Annotated in this window: 18 protein-coding genes; 8 read left to right on the top strand and 10 right to left on the bottom strand. The window is 69.6% G+C overall.

The window, feature by feature from the left end:
• Positions 1-111: 111 nt before the first annotated feature.
• The 6 genes from ACZ5NJ_RS17395 to ACZ5NJ_RS17370 all read right to left on the bottom strand — a co-directional run bounded on the left by ACZ5NJ_RS17395 (position 112) and on the right by ACZ5NJ_RS17370 (position 2,528).
• On the bottom strand, positions 112-339 hold the full coding sequence (locus tag ACZ5NJ_RS17395) for a hypothetical protein (protein WP_468765766.1): 228 nt from the start codon (positions 337-339) through the stop codon (positions 112-114).
• Positions 336-899: a Rad52/Rad22 family DNA repair protein gene (locus ACZ5NJ_RS17390; protein WP_468765764.1), complete on the bottom strand. Its 564-nt coding sequence runs from the start codon at positions 897-899 to the stop codon at positions 336-338. Before ACZ5NJ_RS17390 ends, ACZ5NJ_RS17395 begins: the two co-directional genes overlap by 4 nt.
• A gap of 105 nt (positions 900-1,004) precedes the next feature.
• Positions 1,005-1,391 carry a DUF2958 domain-containing protein gene (locus ACZ5NJ_RS17385; RefSeq protein WP_468765762.1) on the bottom strand — a complete coding sequence of 129 codons (387 nt, stop codon included), beginning with the start codon at positions 1,389-1,391 and terminating at the stop codon, positions 1,005-1,007.
• A gap of 80 nt (positions 1,392-1,471) precedes the next feature.
• Positions 1,472-1,657 carry a hypothetical protein gene (locus ACZ5NJ_RS17380; protein WP_468765760.1) on the bottom strand — a complete coding sequence of 62 codons (186 nt, stop codon included), beginning with the start codon at positions 1,655-1,657 and terminating at the stop codon, positions 1,472-1,474.
• 90 nt (positions 1,658-1,747) lie between these two features.
• Positions 1,748-2,083: a hypothetical protein gene (locus ACZ5NJ_RS17375; protein ID WP_468765758.1), complete on the bottom strand. Its 336-nt coding sequence runs from the start codon at positions 2,081-2,083 to the stop codon at positions 1,748-1,750.
• Between the two features lie 85 nt (positions 2,084-2,168).
• On the bottom strand, positions 2,169-2,528 hold the full coding sequence (locus tag ACZ5NJ_RS17370; RefSeq protein ID WP_468765756.1) for a hypothetical protein: 360 nt from the start codon (positions 2,526-2,528) through the stop codon (positions 2,169-2,171).
• A 136-nt stretch (positions 2,529-2,664) separates the two neighbouring features.
• Between ACZ5NJ_RS17370 and ACZ5NJ_RS17365 the strand changes: the two genes are divergently transcribed.
• Together ACZ5NJ_RS17365 and ACZ5NJ_RS17360 are read left to right on the top strand one after the other, a co-directional pair.
• Complete coding sequence (locus ACZ5NJ_RS17365) at positions 2,665-3,078, top strand: hypothetical protein (protein ID WP_468765754.1); 414 nt, start codon at positions 2,665-2,667, stop codon at positions 3,076-3,078.
• Positions 3,075-3,431 carry a DUF6247 family protein gene (locus ACZ5NJ_RS17360; protein WP_468765752.1) on the top strand — a complete coding sequence of 119 codons (357 nt, stop codon included), beginning with the start codon at positions 3,075-3,077 and terminating at the stop codon, positions 3,429-3,431. Before ACZ5NJ_RS17365 ends, ACZ5NJ_RS17360 begins: the two co-directional genes overlap by 4 nt.
• Here the strand turns inward: ACZ5NJ_RS17360 and ACZ5NJ_RS17355 are convergent.
• From ACZ5NJ_RS17355 to ACZ5NJ_RS17340, 4 genes are read right to left on the bottom strand one after another with little or no spacing between them, the layout of a single operon-like run.
• Entirely contained in the window at positions 3,412-3,801 is a 390-nt protein-coding gene (locus ACZ5NJ_RS17355) for a hypothetical protein (RefSeq protein WP_468765750.1), read from the bottom strand. The genes ACZ5NJ_RS17360 and ACZ5NJ_RS17355 overlap by 20 nt on opposite strands.
• Positions 3,798-5,102 (bottom strand): DUF2637 domain-containing protein, encoded by a 1,305-nt coding sequence (locus tag ACZ5NJ_RS17350; protein WP_468765748.1) that lies wholly within the window; start codon positions 5,100-5,102, stop codon positions 3,798-3,800. Before ACZ5NJ_RS17350 ends, ACZ5NJ_RS17355 begins: the two co-directional genes overlap by 4 nt.
• Positions 5,099-5,419, bottom strand: a complete 321-nt coding sequence (locus ACZ5NJ_RS17345; protein ID WP_468765746.1) for a WhiB family transcriptional regulator — start codon at positions 5,417-5,419, stop codon at positions 5,099-5,101. Before ACZ5NJ_RS17345 ends, ACZ5NJ_RS17350 begins: the two co-directional genes overlap by 4 nt.
• Positions 5,416-7,077 carry a helix-turn-helix domain-containing protein gene (locus tag ACZ5NJ_RS17340; RefSeq protein WP_468765745.1) on the bottom strand — a complete coding sequence of 554 codons (1,662 nt, stop codon included), beginning with the start codon at positions 7,075-7,077 and terminating at the stop codon, positions 5,416-5,418. Before ACZ5NJ_RS17340 ends, ACZ5NJ_RS17345 begins: the two co-directional genes overlap by 4 nt.
• 720 nt (positions 7,078-7,797) lie before the next feature.
• Between ACZ5NJ_RS17340 and rplK the strand changes: the two genes are divergently transcribed.
• The 6 genes from rplK (at position 7,798) to rpoB (ending at position 15,480) form a co-directional block, all read left to right on the top strand.
• Positions 7,798-8,232: a 50S ribosomal protein L11 gene (gene rplK, locus ACZ5NJ_RS17335; RefSeq protein WP_351878424.1), complete on the top strand. Its 435-nt coding sequence runs from the start codon at positions 7,798-7,800 to the stop codon at positions 8,230-8,232.
• 87 nt (positions 8,233-8,319) lie between these two features.
• On the top strand, positions 8,320-9,048 hold the full coding sequence (rplA, locus tag ACZ5NJ_RS17330; RefSeq protein ID WP_468765743.1) for a 50S ribosomal protein L1: 729 nt from the start codon (positions 8,320-8,322) through the stop codon (positions 9,046-9,048).
• A gap of 131 nt (positions 9,049-9,179) precedes the next feature.
• Positions 9,180-10,100 (top strand): SCO4651 family lipoprotein, encoded by a 921-nt coding sequence (locus ACZ5NJ_RS17325; RefSeq protein ID WP_468765741.1) that lies wholly within the window; start codon positions 9,180-9,182, stop codon positions 10,098-10,100.
• Positions 10,101-10,385: 285 nt separating this feature from the next.
• Complete coding sequence (rplJ, locus tag ACZ5NJ_RS17320) at positions 10,386-10,916, top strand: 50S ribosomal protein L10 (RefSeq protein WP_468765739.1); 531 nt, start codon at positions 10,386-10,388, stop codon at positions 10,914-10,916.
• Between the two features lie 110 nt (positions 10,917-11,026).
• On the top strand, positions 11,027-11,410 hold the full coding sequence (gene rplL / locus ACZ5NJ_RS17315) for a 50S ribosomal protein L7/L12 (protein WP_388945498.1): 384 nt from the start codon (positions 11,027-11,029) through the stop codon (positions 11,408-11,410).
• A 587-nt stretch (positions 11,411-11,997) separates the two neighbouring features.
• Entirely contained in the window at positions 11,998-15,480 is a 3,483-nt protein-coding gene (rpoB, locus tag ACZ5NJ_RS17310; protein ID WP_468765737.1) for a DNA-directed RNA polymerase subunit beta, read from the top strand.
• Positions 15,481-15,557 lie beyond the last annotated feature (77 nt).

The following is a 15,557-nucleotide window of genomic DNA, read 5'->3' as shown; positions in this document are numbered from 1 at the left end:
TCCCCTGTCGCTCCAACGGCGTTGACGCGAGAGTAAGCGCCCTGGGAGGGTCCGGATTCCGACACGATGTCGTCCGGCATCCCTGTGCCGGCCGCCGTGCTCGAAGTCACCTCACCCCGTCAGCGGCAGCTCGACCGTGCGCACCTGCCGGAACGCCACCACCGGCGAGGCCTCGACGGGCGCGCCGGTGAGCATCGGCCCCAGCTCCAGCCACCCGGCCGCGCAGGTCCCGCATGCCAGCAGTACCCCGCGCCCGAACGGCACCTCGTACGCGGTGACGACGGCGGCCGGGTGGCGCCCACCCCTGGTGCAGGCGCCCCGGAACTCGCAGGCGATCACGCCGCCGACTCCACCGGCCGGGGACCCTGCGGCCCAGCCGGGCGGGTCGGGTTCAGCGTCGCCGGGATCACCGACAGCAGCCCGCGCATCCCCGCCGGGGGCTTGGCGTACAGCGACTGGCCGAACTGGTTGCCCAGCGCCTTCGCCGCCCGCTTCACCGCGACGGAGAACGCGGCCTTGTACGCCAGCTCGTGCGCCTCGCCCTTCTTCGGCTGGGAGCCGGTCTCGATGGAGACGCCCTCGTACGGGCCCAGGACGCCGCCGTGCGGGTCGTAGGCGGTCAGCCGGACCCGGACCCGCCAGGACACCCACCACTGCCCGTACGGGGCGCCGTCCTTCTTCACCAGGTCCTCGGCGATGCACTCCTCCGCCAGCACCTCCGTGGACCACATCCCGAACCCGAACACCCGGGTCAGCTCCGACTCCACGTCGAACGCCTCCAGGTGGTTGAAGCCCTTCCCGTCCTGCCCGATCCGGGACGGGTCCAGGGGCGCGCACAGGCGCCCGTACTGCTCGGGGTTCAGGCGGACGGGCATCCGGACGGTGTTGTTCGCGTGCACGGCGTTCTCCTTGCTCGTGGTGGTGTGGGGCGGATCCTGGTCCGCGGGCAGGTGAGGTGGAGCACCGTGGCCGGCGCCCGTGCTCCGCCTCACCTCGCGGGCGATTCAGCGGCGGCGGGGCAGGACCTTGTCCGCCGGGCCCGGGGTGAAGTAGCAATCCCTCTCCACCAGTCCGAGCGGCCCGGCGGGGGTGTAGGACTCCAGCGCGACCAGGTCGCAGTAGCCCCACTCCGCGCAGTCGTCGTCCCCGTTGATCCGCGCCCAGCCGAACGCCGTGCCGGTGGCCGGGTCGACCTCGGTGACGTACCAGTCCGAGGCGGACGTGAAGTAGTGCAGGTGAACGGTGGCCTTCTCGCCCTTGCCCTCCTGGCCGTAGAGGGCGGGTATCCGGCGCAGCTGGGCGGCGGTCGGGTAGAAGCGGTGGCCGCGCCGGATCCGGTGGACCTCGGGCATGGCGGTCAGGAACGGGGCGGCGGTGCGGTCGGCGGTCACGGGGGTCTCCTCGAAGCGGTGCGGGTGGGTGGTGAGGTCCGGCGGCCGGGCCGGGGAGGGGGTGGCCCGGCCGCCGGGGTTCAGTGCCGCCAGGGGTGCTCGTCGGGCACCGAGGACTGGCAGGTCTCGCAGATGAACTCGCCGTCCTCGGTCTGCATCCAGCCGACGTCGACCGTCTCGTCCAGCAGCGCCCAGGTGTCGCAGCCGGTGCACTGGACGATCTCCAGGTCGGCGGCCTTGGCGCGGATGAGGGTGGCGGTGAACATCGGTGCTCCTGGTGGTGGTTGGTTGGGGTGTCGGGCTCTCCCCCGACACCCCAAAATCTATGCGAGATTCGCGCATTAATCACTGATGGGTCAGGTGCTCCGGGACACCTTGCCCGAAGCTGCGCGCATCGCGCGGAACCGCGTCGCCGACGCCGTGCGGGCCTCGGTCGTGCATCGCGCTCCCAGCCGCCGCAGCTCCCGCCGGGAGGGCGCCTCGGGTAGCTCCTCGACCGCGCCCGCGAGGGCGCGCGCCGCCTCCGGCCGTGCCACGTCCACCGTCACCACCCCTTCCGCCCCGGCCAGGGTGTAGGTCCAGCTCCAAGCCTCCTCGGTCAGTACGTGCTCGCTGTGACGGCCGGGCGCGGCCAGCACCTGGAAGCGGCCGGGGCGGGCGGTGAACTCCAGCACGGTGGTGAGGGTGTCCATGGGGGTCTCCTTGTTCTCGGGGTGGGAGAGGTGGTGTTCGGCACGGCCGCCGACGAGGTGCTCGCCGACACCTGCCGCGGCGGGGTCAGATGCCCGTCGGGACTTCGGCCAGCACGATCCGGATGCCGCTCCCGGTCACCTCGACCGCCTCGAACCCCTCCCCGTAGACCGGCCACAGCTCCTCGCTGACGATGTCCGCAATCAGCTCCGCGAGATCGCGCTGGGCGCGGAACTCGGACTCTCGAAAGAGGGCCCCCGTGGTCACCTCGCGGCCGTCGACGTCCACAACATGGAGCCCGATCACGTCCGGCGCCCATCCGGCCGCGCCGAAGGCGACGTCGATGTGGGTGGCGTCGGCCCATAGGTCGGCGGCCGCGTCCCGGATCTCGGCGTGGAGCTCGCGGGCCGGGGAGACCGGCGCGGTGGTGATCGTGGTGGTGCTCATCGGTGGTGCCTTTCGGTGGGCGGTGCTCCCTGACGCCCCAAAAACTATGCGTGATTCGCGCATGAAGCACTGAGGGGGTGAGGTAACCTCCCTCACAGAAGACACGCGAGATTCGCACGTACAGGAAAGGGGCCCCGTGACCGCGCCGACCAAGACCGCCCGCACCGGCCGCCGCAGCATCACGGTGGAGCGCCGCGTGTGGGAGAAGGCCGCCACCCGGGGCCGCCCCGACGGCCTGCTGTCCGCCGCCGCCGTCCTGACGATGCTCCTGGCCGCCTACGGACGCGGGGACATCGCCATCGACCCGCCCGCCTACGAACGCGGCGCCCGCCTCGCCCAGGCCCCCGAGGTCCCCGACGAGATCTGGAAGCCCGCCGCCGACCGGGCCGGGCTCGAACTCCCCGCCACCGGCACCGGACGCGCCACCCGCACCGACCGCGCCGTGGTCCGCTCCATGAGCGAACTCGCCGAAGTCCTGCTGCGCGACTACGCCGAAGGCCGCGTCCGCATCACCGCCGTGCCCACCACCCTGGCCAAGGCAGCGGCGTGACAGCCGGACCCCAACCCGGCCCCGAGCCAACCCTGGCCGACACCCCGGAGGCCATTCGGAAGGCCCTGGGGATCCACGCCCCGCAGCGGCTCCCCGAGTTCGACGCCGCCCGCGCCGAGGCCACGGTGCAGGCCCGCAAAACCGTCAGCCCCGCCCCGCTGCACCGGCTCGTCTCGCACTGGGCCGTCGAGGTCGCCCACGCCCGCCGCCCCAACCGCCTTGCCCGCCTCCGCGATCTAGAGGCCGCCGCGCAGGACGCAGACGAGGAGGAGCTGCCCCGCGTCCTTGCCGAGATCCGAGTGATCGTCCTGGAGGCGACCACCGAGGCCGGGTTCACGCGAGACGGTTCCTGACTCCCCGTCCATGTGCTGTAGAGCACCGCGGCCGGCCTGCCGCCTCTGCCGCCCGGACAGCACGGACGAGCTGGGCGGCGACGGGCAGCAGTCGAACGGCCAGTACCCCGAGCGGCCACCCCTGCTGCACAATCCGCAGCTCGTCTATCAGCCGGACGGCCTCCCGGGCGGAGGCGATGGGCCAGGCTGCGGCCCGGTCGGCGAGGGCTTCGAGGTGGTCGGCGAGTTCCCCCAGGCACATCCCGGCGTAGTCGCCCCACGGGCCGCCCGGTACCGGTGCGTGCGCGTCCAGCTCGGTGACGATATGACGGGCCAGAGCGGCGGCGTCTGCCCCGCCGGGGAAGGCCGGGCGGTAGTCGTGTGTGGTCATGGGGTGGGCTCCTTCGTGGTGGGGTGGAGGGCGCGGGCCAGGGTTCGGCGGGAGACCCCGAGGCGGCGTGATGCCTCCGCCGCGCTGATGCCGGGTTCTTGGGCCACCAGGTCGCGGTAGCTGTCGGCGAGGGCTGCGCGGCGGGCGCTTGCCTGGTCCGCGCGGTCGGCGTTGCCCTGCGCAAGCGCCCAGGGAGCGGGGTCCGCCCCGGGGCGGGCAGGCGGTTCGGGCGCAGGGTGGGCAGGCCGGACGGGGTCGACCTGCGCATGCGACGTGACCTGCGGGTTTACGGCCCGCCCACCCTGCGCGTCTCCGGCCTGCCCACCAGGGCCCTCGTCGGCCTGCGCACCCACCCCCGGGTCGCCCTGGCCACCCGGGGCGGGCAGCTTCACGTGGACGCTGGCCGGGCGCGGGGACTCGGCCGCGTACGCGGACGCCCGCACTACCGGCACCCCCGTGGCCCCGGCCGCAGGAGCGACCGGGGGCGGACTGGCGGGCGGCAGGGCCCGGGGGAGAGGCACCCCATAGGCGGCCAGCTTCAGGCGGAGCCGGTCCTCGGCTGGAGCCCGGCGCACGCGCCCGTGCTGGGCGGACAGGCGGGCCCGGTAGACGAGCCGGTCCTGCTCGTCGGCGACGACCTGTTCGGAGGACGGCACGTCCAGCAGGACCATGCGCCGCCACTGGAGGAACGTCCGGCCGGGGTCGAGGAACCAGCGGGCCGCCCGGATATGAGGGCGGGGGCGGCCCTGGGTGAGGTCGGCGAGGCGGGCCACCGCGTGCCGGGCCGCCTCGACCACCACCACGAACAGGACAGGCAGCACCGCGTGCATCCCAGCCGCGACCAAGTCGTCCCACGGCGCCGGGTCCGGCCGGGCCGCCGTCGGCGCAGGCGTGGCGGCGGCCACGTTGAAGGCGATCGTCGCCGCCGTCAGCCCCCAGCCCACCCACCGCAGCAGCGGCATCGGCGCCCGTAGCCACGTCATCAGCAGGTCCAGCGCCAGCAGCACACAGATCCCCGCGTCCACCCCGATCGGCAGCCACGCCGAGATCCGCCCCAGCCCCTTCTCCTCCGCCAGGACCCGCACTGCCCCGTACGACCCGGCGAACCCGATCCCGGCCACGACGCAGGCCCCAGCGATCGTGACCACCACGAGCCCGCCCAGCACCCAACGGGCGGCCGTCGAGGAGGCAGGGGCGGGGACGCGGTGCACGAGACGGTTCTCCAGAAGGTCGGCGGGAGCGAAGAGGGATGCGGATGCCGGCGAGGTGCTGTGGAGCACCTGCCGCGGGTGGGCGGTCATTCCTGCGCCCGCACCAGGCGGTGCCATGCCTGCGTCCCGGCCAACTCGCCGCCCCACACACCGTGGCGCTGGCCGGTCTCCAGGGCCCAGGTCAGACAGCGCTGCCGGACTGGGCAGTCCAGGCACACCGAGCGGGCCGACCGGTAGCGGGAGGCGGACGTCTCGGGGAAGAAGTCCTCGGGGTCGGCGTCACGGCAGGCGGCGAGGTGCCGCCACCCCAGTCCGGGGGCGCACACCTGGTCGGCCTCGAACCCGGCGTCTTCGGACAGGTCGCCGGCGGCCGTGCTCCCGCTCACCTTCATGCTCGGACCGGTCATGCGGACTCCCGGTGGGCTGCCGCGTCGAACCCCCACCGGCGCCGCCGGGGGTGGCCCTGAGGAGCGCGGTCGCGGATGTGCGCCCGCAGCAGCGCCCCCTCGGACAGAACGTCGTCCACCGGGTCCCCGGGCACCCCGGGGGCGGCCATGGGTTCCAGGGCCGGGGTCCGGCAGTCGCGGCAGGTACCGGACTGCCCGGCCCTCAGCGGCCGGTCGCAGCCGGGGCACACGGCCAGCCCAGCCGCCCGGAACCCGGCCACACCCGCGACCGTCTCGGACGCCCGGTCGATGACGCTCATCAGCCAGGGCATCGGGTCCCGGACCGACTCCGGGGAAGCCAGCGGGCCTCGGGTCAGCACGTGCTCGACGGCACGGGTGATGGCCTCGGCCAGCACCGACGTGTGGGCGTCGGGGGCCAGCGTGTGCGAGGCCAGGTCGCTCGCGATGTGGCGCCGCAGCCGCTCGACCTGCCAGGCAGACATCCGGCGGCCCAGGGCGGCGGGGACCGCGTCCAGGACCCGGGCGACCCGGTCGGACGTCGGGCTGTCCATCCGCCCGAAGATCTTCCGGCTGTCCGCGCGGAGCGCGCCGCTTCCGACACCACGACGGCCCGGCGCCGTTGCGGACAGGCGGCCCGGGGCGTCCTCGCGGGCGGGCGTGCCGTCGCCGATGGCGGGTGCGCCCCGATCGCCTTCGGCGGACAACCCGAGATCACCTTCATTAGAACCATCAACAGCAACCCCATCGGGGTGAACCGCGTGGATAGCGTGATGGGGCCCAGGAAACGAGGGGACTGCGATCTCAGGCTCTGCAGCCCTCGGCAGCTCGATGACCTGCGCTTCTTCCTGGAGTGCTGGGGTCCTCTTCCTACTCCTGGAAAGCGAGGGGGCTGCGAATTCGGACTTCTCGGCCTGCTGGCGGGCCCAGGCGGTGTGGGCGGCGGCGACCGCCGGGAACCCGATCCGGCCCTTGCCGTGAAGGCCGCTGCTGGTGACCTCCCGGTAGAGGGAGAGGACGCCGTACTCCTGGAGGCGGCCCAGGATGACGGCTCCCTGCCCGGCCTTCCGGCGCCCGGGCAGCAGGCGGACGAGGGTGGTGGCGGGGCGGCCGTGGCGGGGGTCCGCGTTGCCGCCACGCAGGCGCACGGTGCCGTCCGGGCGGGTCTGCAAAGCCAGCACCAGGGCGGCCAGGCGCTCGGTGGCGCGTCCCTTGCCGCCACGCGAGGTGATGAGACCGGCCGGAGTGTTCGTCCAGCCCGGGGCGAAGAGGGCTTCGATCACCCCGAGGAACGTGGCCAGGGTCGGCTTATCCAGCGATGCCAGCGGGTGGGCGGGGTCGTACTGGTACCGGGTGAGGCCGACCAGTACCGGGATGGCGATGGTGAGGTTCGAGACCGCGCCCTCCGCCCGGCTGTGGGCGCGGGCCAGCTTGCCCTTGACCTTGTAGCCCTTGGCGATGACGCCGCAGGCCACCAACTCGCTCAGGGCAGCGTCGGCGCTGGGGACGCTGACACCCAGCCAGTTCGCCAGGTCACTGCGGCGGATGTTGGTAAGTGGGGTATCGGCCGACGACTGCGTCTTCGCCAAGATCACCACGAACGCCGCCAGAGCGGTGTCGGAGCAGTGCTTGGCCGGGGACTCGTGGAGGACCCACCGCACAGCCTCGTCCAGGACCCCTCGCGTGTTGGCCTGAGCGTCCTGTGTAGAAGAGGACAAGCACAGGGCAGTCGCGCGGGCGGCGGCCCGGCGGGCTGCCCGTTCGGCGAGGTCGGTCGAGGTATCGGCATCGGTGGGGTGGTTGCGTTGGCGGGGGATGAAGATCGGCGTGATCTCGCCGGTCTCCTCGCCCGGGATGGGCTGATCGGCTACCGTGGCAGCCGGACGAACGGTCACTTGACCTTCCGCTCCGTGTGTCGCTCGGAGCTCCCAGCCGGTGTCTCGCCAAAGTCAGCCGGTCGGGAACTTGATTACGCGGAGTAGCGCCCCGCCCCCTCGCGAGAGGGGGCGGGGCGCTGTCGTTTAGGTCATGACCGCCCCCGCAGTGGCGGGGCGCGCAGCCAGGGGCCCGGCCCACACGCGGGCCCACATGGGGGCGTGACGGGTGGGGGCGCATACAACGGTGCGGGGCGCATCCGCGCAGGCCACGCGGAAAGTGGTGGTGGGAGCGCAGGTCAGCGCGATACGCTGATCAATCCCAGAAGAACTGATCCAGATCTTCTGAGCGACGCTTCCGAGACAGGTCAGACCAGCCCGAAAAAGGCGGTCTGACCTGCTCGGTTTTTAGCCCCGCACCGATACCCGTTATCGTGGTGCGGTATGCCTCCATCCGGATGACCGGATGGAAGGCTGGAAAACTCTCACTAGGACCCGGAGAGAGCAATGCCTCCCAAGAAGAAGAAGGTCACGGGGCTTATCAAGCTCCAGATCAAGGCCGGTGCGGCCAACCCGGCTCCGCCGGTCGGCCCCGCGCTCGGTCAGCACGGCGTCAACATCATGGAGTTCTGCAAGGCCTACAACGCCGCGACCGAGTCGCAGCGTGGCATGGTCGTGCCGGTGGAGATCACGGTCTACGAGGACCGCTCCTTCACCTTCATCACCAAGACGCCGCCGGCCGCGCGCCTCATCCTGAAGCACGCCGGCATCGAGAAGGGCTCCGGCGAGCCGCACAAGACCAAGGTCGCGAAGCTCACGCGTGACCAGGTCCGCGAGATCGCCACGATCAAGATGCCCGACCTCAACGCGAACGACCTGGACGCCGCGGAGAAGATCATCGCCGGCACCGCCCGTTCCATGGGTGTCACGGTCGAGGGCTGATCAGCCCCCTCGCAGTTCCCCAGTGGTAGGGCCAAGCGCTGGTCCGTACCACGACTCCATGCCTGAAGCACTTACACAGGAGCAGAAGTGAAGCGCAGCAAGACTCTCCGCGCTGCGGACGCCAAGGTCGACCGGGACAAGCTCTACGCTCCCCTGGAGGCCGTCCGTCTCGCCAAGGAGACCAGCACCACCAAGTTCGACGCCACCGTCGAGGTTGCCTTCCGCCTGGGTGTCGACCCGCGCAAGGCCGACCAGATGGTCCGCGGCACCGTGAACCTCCCGCACGGCACCGGTAAGACCGCCCGGGTCCTGGTCTTCGCGACCGGTGACCGTGCTGCGGCCGCGGAAGCCGCCGGCGCCGACATCGTCGGCGACGACGAGCTGATCAACGAGATCGCCAAGGGCAACCGCCTGAACGAGTTCGACGCCGTCGTGGCGACCCCGGACCTCATGGGCAAGGTCGGCCGCCTCGGCCGCGTGCTCGGTCCGCGTGGTCTCATGCCGAACCCGAAGACCGGCACCGTCACCATGGACGTCGCCAAGGCTGTCACCGACATCAAGGGTGGCAAGATCGAGTTCCGCGTCGACAAGCACTCGAACCTGCACTTCATCATCGGCAAGGTCTCCTTCTCCGATGAGCAGCTGGTCGAGAACTACGGTGCGGCTCTGGACGAGATCATCCGTCTGAAGCCGTCCGCCGCCAAGGGCCGCTACATCAAGAAGGCCGCCCTCAGCACCACGATGGGCCCCGGCATCCAGCTGGACTCCAACCGCACCCGGAACCTCCTCGTCGAGGAAGACCCGGCCGCGGTCTGAGCCTCACGGCTCGCCTGAACGGCTGAACGGGCCCCTCGCCTCCCCCACGGGAGGCGGGGGGCCCGTTTCGTCGTTCCGGGTGGTCGATATCCGGTACGGCTTTCCGGTCTCCCTACCGTAGGGTCGGACAGTTGATCGATCACACCAGGGGTGGGGACTCCATGCTCGTGCACCGCAAGAAGACCGCCATGGCCGCGCTGGCCGCCGTACTCCTCGTAGGCGGCGCCACGACCGCCTGTGAGGGCGGCAAGAAGGACGACGGGGGCAAGGCGGGGGCCGCGCAGTCCGCGGCGCCGTCCACGGGAGCGCCGGCGGCGGGCAAGCCCGCGGGCGGGGCCGCCGAGGCCGCGCCGGCCGCCTACCTGGAGAAGGTGAAGAAGAACTCCGAGGAGATCACCTCGCTCCACTACGCCATGACCGGTACCGCGCAGGGCAAGCCCGTCAACGCGGACGTCTCCCTGCGCGTCAAGCCGGCCGTGGCCATGGCCATGAAGATCACCTCGCCGGGCGAGGACGCGGCGGGGGAGCTCCGTCTCGTCGACGGGGTCATGTACATGGGCTCCGAGGGCGCGTGGCTGAAGATCGACGTGAAGGGCGCCAATCCGGAGGCCGCCAAGCAGCTGGACGGCCTCGGCGCCGGCTCGGGCAACGCCGCCGAGAACCCCGGCGACCGCGCCGGCGACCTGCTGAGCGCCAAGGACCTCAAGACCGTCGGCGAGGAGACCATCGACGGCGTGAAGACCCGGCACATCTCCGGCACGGTCACCATCGAGCAGATGCGGGCCTCGCTCGCCACCCTCACTCCCGAGGCCAAGGAGCGCCGGGAGAAGTCCGTCCGAAAGCTGGAGGACGAGGGCATCAAGAGCATGAACATGGACATGTGGATCGACGAGAGCGACCACACCAAGCAGGTCCGCACCCGCGCCGAGTCGAGCAAGGGCCCGATGGACATGACGATGAAGTTCCTGGACTACAACAAGCCGGTCGACATCGCCGCCCCGCCGGCCGACCAGGTGGTGGACCTCGGCGCCAAGGGCTCCGGCCAGGGCTGAGGCATCGCTCCGGGCCCGCCGTGGGGCGGGTCCGGAGGGCGATTTGCTCTCCGTCGCATGGTTCGCGTACGCTTCCACAGAAGCCAAAGACCGCTGGTCGTTGCCGCGCCCGTAGAGGGTGTGGTGGCCGAAGGATCCGCTACTGCGGACGACCCGCGCAGGTGACTGTGGAATCGTTCCTGGATTTTCATCCGGTTGAGCTACGCCCTGACGCCTGCGTCGGGGCGTTTTGTATGTCAGCCCCTTCTGAGCGGTCCTCATCACCCGGAAGGAGGCCGACGCTCTATGGCAAGGCCCGACAAGGCTGCCGACGTAGCCGAGCTTGAGGACAAGTTCCGCAGCTCGAACGCCGTTGTGCTGACCGAGTACCGGGGTCTCACCGTGAAGCAGCTCAAGACGCTGCGTCGTTCGCTCGGTGAGAACGCCCAGTACGCCGTGGTGAAGAACACGCTGACCAAGATTGCGGCTAACAACGCCGGGATCACCTCGCTCGACGACCAGTTCACTGGTCCGACGGGTGCCGCCTTCATCACCGGTGACCCGGTGGAGTCGGCCAAGGGTCTTCGTGACTTCGCCAAGGAGAACCCGAACCTCATCATCAAGGGCGGTGTCCTTGATGGCAAGGCGCTGTCCGCCGATGAGATCAAGAAGCTTGCGGACCTCGAGTCCCGCGAGGTTCTGCTCAGCAAGCTGGCCGGCGCGTTCAAGGGCAAGCAGTCCCAGGCTGCCTCGCTCTTCCAGGCGCTGCCGTCGAAGTTCGTCCGCACCGCGGAAGCGCTTCGCGTCAAGCTCGCCGAGCAGGGCGGTGCCGAGTAATTCGGCTCGCGCACTGATCTACGCCGCCTAGTGCGTGGGTCGTAGCGGGCCGTTACGCCCGCCTCTCTATACATCCGGCACCTGCCGAATTAGTGGAAGGATCGCCCATCATGGCGAAGCTCTCTCAGGAAGACCTCCTCGCCCAGTTCGAGGAGATGACCCTCATCGAGCTCTCCGAGTTCGTGAAGGCCTTCGAGGAGAAGTTCGACGTCACCGCCGCCGCGGCCGTCGCCGTTGCCGCCCCGGGTGCCCCCGGTGCCGCTGCCCCCGAGGTCGAGGAGAAGGACGAGTTCGACGTCATCCTCACCGGCGCCGGTGACAAGAAGATCCAGGTCATCAAGGTCGTGCGCGAGCTGACCTCCCTGGGTCTGAAGGAGGCCAAGGACCTCGTCGACGGCACCCCGAAGCCGGTCCTGGAGAAGGCCAACAAGGAAGCCGCTGACAAGGCCGCTGAGGCCCTCAAGGCCGCTGGCGCCTCGGTCGAGGTCAAGTAACACCTCTGAGGCCGTCTGACGGCCTCAACCAAGGGCGATCACCCGTAAGGGTGGTCGCCCTTTGGCGTATGCGCAGTGCCTGACTTGCCCTGGTCTCGTTGGGGAGTAGGGTGATCTTCGTTGCCCCGACGCAGGGTCCGGAGATGATCCGCTCGGAGCACGGGGCCTTGACGAACGGCCAGCGGCGCGCAATTCTCAGTCCCGTCGTGAGGTCGCCCGGTTCGATCCGAGATCCGAGGCATGGATCGACTACGAAGAGGGCAGTACTCATACGCGCTCTGTGTGCGGGCGCTGCGGCAACGGCCGCGGTGTTGGTTGGACGCGGTGTTGGTTGAGGACGTGGGGAAGGGCCTGTTGCCGGTTGCCGGAAACCTGGTCTGGACATCAGTGAGCCAAGTGGCTACACTGACCCTTTGCGCTGCCTGTTAGCTGTCCCCTGCCCGTCGCCAGGGGCATGCCCACGCTAGAGCACACCGGATTGATACGCCCTGACCTGGTCTTTTAGTCCAGCTGGGGAGGTTCTGTCTTCTGTGTCGGCTGGGACCGGTACGCGCGTAGTGAGTCCGAGCCCTCGGAAGGACCCCCTCTTGGCCGCCTCGCGCAACGCCTCGACCAATACGAACACCGGTGCCAGCACCGCCCCGCTGCGCATCTCCTTTGCAAAGATCAAGGAGCCTCTTGAGGTTCCGAACCTCCTGGCGCTGCAGACCGAGAGCTTTGACTGGCTGCTCGGCAATGCCGCCTGGAAGTCTCGCGTCGAGTCGGCGCTTGAGAGTGGACAGGACGTCCCCACCAAGTCCGGTCTGGAAGAGATCTTCGAGGAGATCTCGCCGATCGAGGACTTCTCCGGGTCGATGTCGCTGACGTTCCGCGACCACCGGTTCGAGCCGGCGAAGAACTCCGTCGACGAGTGCAAGGAGCGCGACTTCACGTACGCGGCGCCGCTCTTCGTCACCGCCGAGTTCACGAACAACGAGACCGGTGAGATCAAGTCTCAGACGGTCTTCATGGGCGACTTCCCGCTCATGACCAACAAGGGCACCTTCGTCATCAACGGCACCGAGCGCGTCGTCGTGTCGCAGCTCGTCCGTTCCCCGGGTGTCTACTTCGACTCCTCCATCGACAAGACGTCCGACAAGGACATCTTCTCCGCCAAGATCATCCCTTCCCGGGGTGCCTGGCTGGAGATGGAGGTCGACAAGCGCGACATGGTCGGCGTCCGCATCGACCGCAAGCGCAAGCAGTCCGTCACCGTCCTCCTCAAGGCCCTCGGCTGGACCACCGAGCAGATCCTTGAAGAGTTCGGCGAGTACGAGTCCATGCGCGCCACCCTGGAGAAGGACCACACCCAGGGCCAGGACGACGCGCTGCTCGACATCTACCGCAAGCTGCGCCCGGGCGAGCCGCCGACCCGTGAGGCCGCTCAGACGCTGCTGGAGAACCTCTACTTCAACCCGAAGCGCTACGACCTCGCGAAGGTCGGCCGCTACAAGGTGAACAAGAAGCTCGGCGCCGACGAGCCGCTCGACGCCGGTGTGCTCACCACCGACGACATCATCGCCACGATCAAGTACCTCGTGAAGCTCCACGCGGGCGAGACCGAGACCGTCGGCGAGTCCGGCCGGGAGATCGTCGTCGAGACCGACGACATCGACCACTTCGGCAACCGTCGTATCCGCAACGTCGGCGAGCTCATCCAGAACCAGGTCCGTACGGGTCTCGCCCGTATGGAGCGCGTCGTGCGCGAGCGCATGACCACCCAGGACGTCGAGGCGATCACGCCGCAGACCCTGATCAACATCCGGCCGGTCGTCGCCTCCATCAAGGAGTTCTTCGGCACCAGCCAGCTGTCGCAGTTCATGGACCAGAACAACCCGCTGTCGGGCCTGACGCACAAGCGTCGTCTCAACGCCCTCGGCCCGGGTGGTCTGTCCCGTGAGCGGGCCGGCTTCGAGGTCCGTGACGTCCACCCGTCGCACTACGGCCGCATGTGCCCCATCGAGACGCCCGAAGGCCCGAACATCGGTCTGATCGGCTCGCTGGCCTCCTACGGTCGCATCAACCCGTTCGGCTTCATCGAGACCCCGTACCGCAAGGTCGTCGAGGGTGTCGTCACCGACGAGGTCGACTACGTCACCGCCGACGAGGAAGACCGCTTCGTCATCGCCCAGGCGAACGCCCGCCTCGACGACGACATGCGCTTCACCGAGAACCGCGTCCTGGTCCGCAAGCGTGGGGGCGAGGTCGACTACGTCGAGCCGTCCGACGTGGACTACATGGACGTCTCGCCGCGCCAGATGGTGTCCGTCGCGACCGCGATGATCCCCTTCCTCGAGCACGACGACGCCAACCGTGCCCTCATGGGCGCGAACATGATGCGCCAGGCCGTTCCGCTCATCAAGGCGGAGGCCCCGCTCGTCGGCACCGGCATGGAGTACCGCTGTGCGGTCGACGCCGGCGACTCGATCAAGGCGGAGAAGGACGGTGTCGTCCAGGAGGTCTCGGCCGACTACATCACCGTCGCCAACGACGACGGCACGTACACCACGTACCGGGTCGCCAAGTTCTCCCGCTCGAACCAGGGCACCTCGGTCAACCAGAAGGTCATCGTCAACGAGGGCGACCGGATCGTCGAGGCCCAGGTCCTCGCCGACGGCCCGGCCACCGAAGAGGGCGAGATGGCCCTCGGCAAGAACCTGCTCGTCGCGTTCATGCCGTGGGAAGGCCACAACTACGAGGACGCGATCATCCTGTCGCAGCGCCTCGTGCAGGACGACGTCCTCTCCTCGATCCACATCGAGGAGCACGAGGTCGACGCCCGTGACACCAAGCTCGGCCCCGAGGAGATCACCCGGGACATCCCGAACGTCTCCGAGGAGGTCCTCGCGGACCTCGACGAGCGCGGCATCATCCGCATCGGTGCGGACGTCGTCGCCGGTGACATCCTGGTCGGCAAGGTCACGCCCAAGGGTGAGACCGAGCTGACCCCGGAGGAGCGCCTGCTCCGCGCGATCTTCGGTGAGAAGGCCCGCGAGGTGCGTGACACCTCGCTCAAGGTGCCTCACGGTGAGATCGGCAAGGTCATCGGTGTCCGCGTCTTCGACCGCGAGGAGGGCGACGAGCTTCCTCCGGGCGTGAACCAGCTGGTCCGCGTCTACGTGGCCCAGAAGCGCAAGATCACCGACGGTGACAAGCTCGCCGGCCGCCACGGCAACAAGGGTGTCATCTCCAAGATCCTCCCGATCGAGGACATGCCCTTCCTTGAGGACGGCACCCCGGTCGACATCATCCTGAACCCGCTGGGTGTCCCGTCCCGAATGAACCCGGGACAGGTCCTGGAGATCCACCTCGGCTGGCTCGCCAGCCGCGGCTGGGACGTCTCCGGCCTCGCGGACGAGTGGGCGCAGCGCCTCCAGGCGATCGGCGCCGACCAGGTCGCCCCGGGCACCAACGTTGCCACCCCCGTCTTCGACGGTGCGCGTGAGGACGAGCTGGCCGGCCTGCTCCAGCACACCATCCCGAACCGCGACGGCGAGCGCATGGTGCTCCCGACCGGTAAGGCGCGCCTGTTCGACGGCCGCTCCGGCGAGCCGTTCCCGGACCCGATCTCGGTCGGGTACATGTACATCCTCAAGCTGCACCACCTGGTCGACGACAAGCTCCACGCCCGTTCGACCGGTCCGTACTCGATGATCACGCAGCAGCCGCTGGGTGGTAAGGCGCAGTTCGGTGGTCAGCGCTTCGGTGAGATGGAGGTGTGGGCGCTTGAGGCTTATGGCGCCGCGTACGCGCTCCAGGAACTCCTGACGATCAAGTCCGACGACGTGACCGGCCGCGTGAAGGTCTACGAGGCCATCGTCAAGGGCGAGAACATCCCCGAGCCGGGCATTCCCGAGTCCTTCAAGGTGCTCATCAAGGAAATGCAGTCGCTCTGCCTCAACGTGGAGGTGCTGTCCTCGGACGGCATGTCCATCGAGATGCGCGACACCGACGAGGACGTCTTCCGCGCGGCGGAGGAGCTCGGTATCGACCTGTCCCGGCGCGAGCCGAGCAGCGTCGAAGAGGTCTGACGGGCCTGGCCGGGGGATCGCACCACGATCCCCCGGCCGCCCCCGGGACCGTTCAGACCATGATTGAGACTCGACCC

The sequence above is a fragment of the Streptomyces sp. NPDC032091 genome (assembly GCF_055580265.1).
This window is presented reverse-complemented; position numbering and strand designations above follow the sequence as displayed.

Excerpts from the sequence above, each read along its gene's own strand:
- ACZ5NJ_RS17380 (WP_468765760.1), bottom strand. The coding sequence starts at position 1,657 with ATGTTCACCGCCACCCTCATCCGCGCCAAGGCCGCCGACCTGGAGATC.
- ACZ5NJ_RS17375 (WP_468765758.1), bottom strand. The coding sequence starts at position 2,083 with ATGGACACCCTCACCACCGTGCTGGAGTTCACCGCCCGCCCCGGCCGC.
- ACZ5NJ_RS17370 (WP_468765756.1), bottom strand. The coding sequence starts at position 2,528 with ATGAGCACCACCACGATCACCACCGCGCCGGTCTCCCCGGCCCGCGAG.
- ACZ5NJ_RS17355 (WP_468765750.1), bottom strand. The coding sequence starts at position 3,801 with ATGACCACACACGACTACCGCCCGGCCTTCCCCGGCGGGGCAGACGCC.
- ACZ5NJ_RS17350 (WP_468765748.1), bottom strand. The coding sequence starts at position 5,102 with ATGACCGCCCACCCGCGGCAGGTGCTCCACAGCACCTCGCCGGCATCC.
- ACZ5NJ_RS17345 (WP_468765746.1), bottom strand. The coding sequence starts at position 5,419 with ATGACCGGTCCGAGCATGAAGGTGAGCGGGAGCACGGCCGCCGGCGAC.
- rplK (WP_351878424.1), top strand. The coding sequence starts at position 7,798 with ATGCCTCCCAAGAAGAAGAAGGTCACGGGGCTTATCAAGCTCCAGATC.
- rplJ (WP_468765739.1), top strand. The coding sequence starts at position 10,386 with ATGGCAAGGCCCGACAAGGCTGCCGACGTAGCCGAGCTTGAGGACAAG.
- rplL (WP_388945498.1), top strand. The coding sequence starts at position 11,027 with ATGGCGAAGCTCTCTCAGGAAGACCTCCTCGCCCAGTTCGAGGAGATG.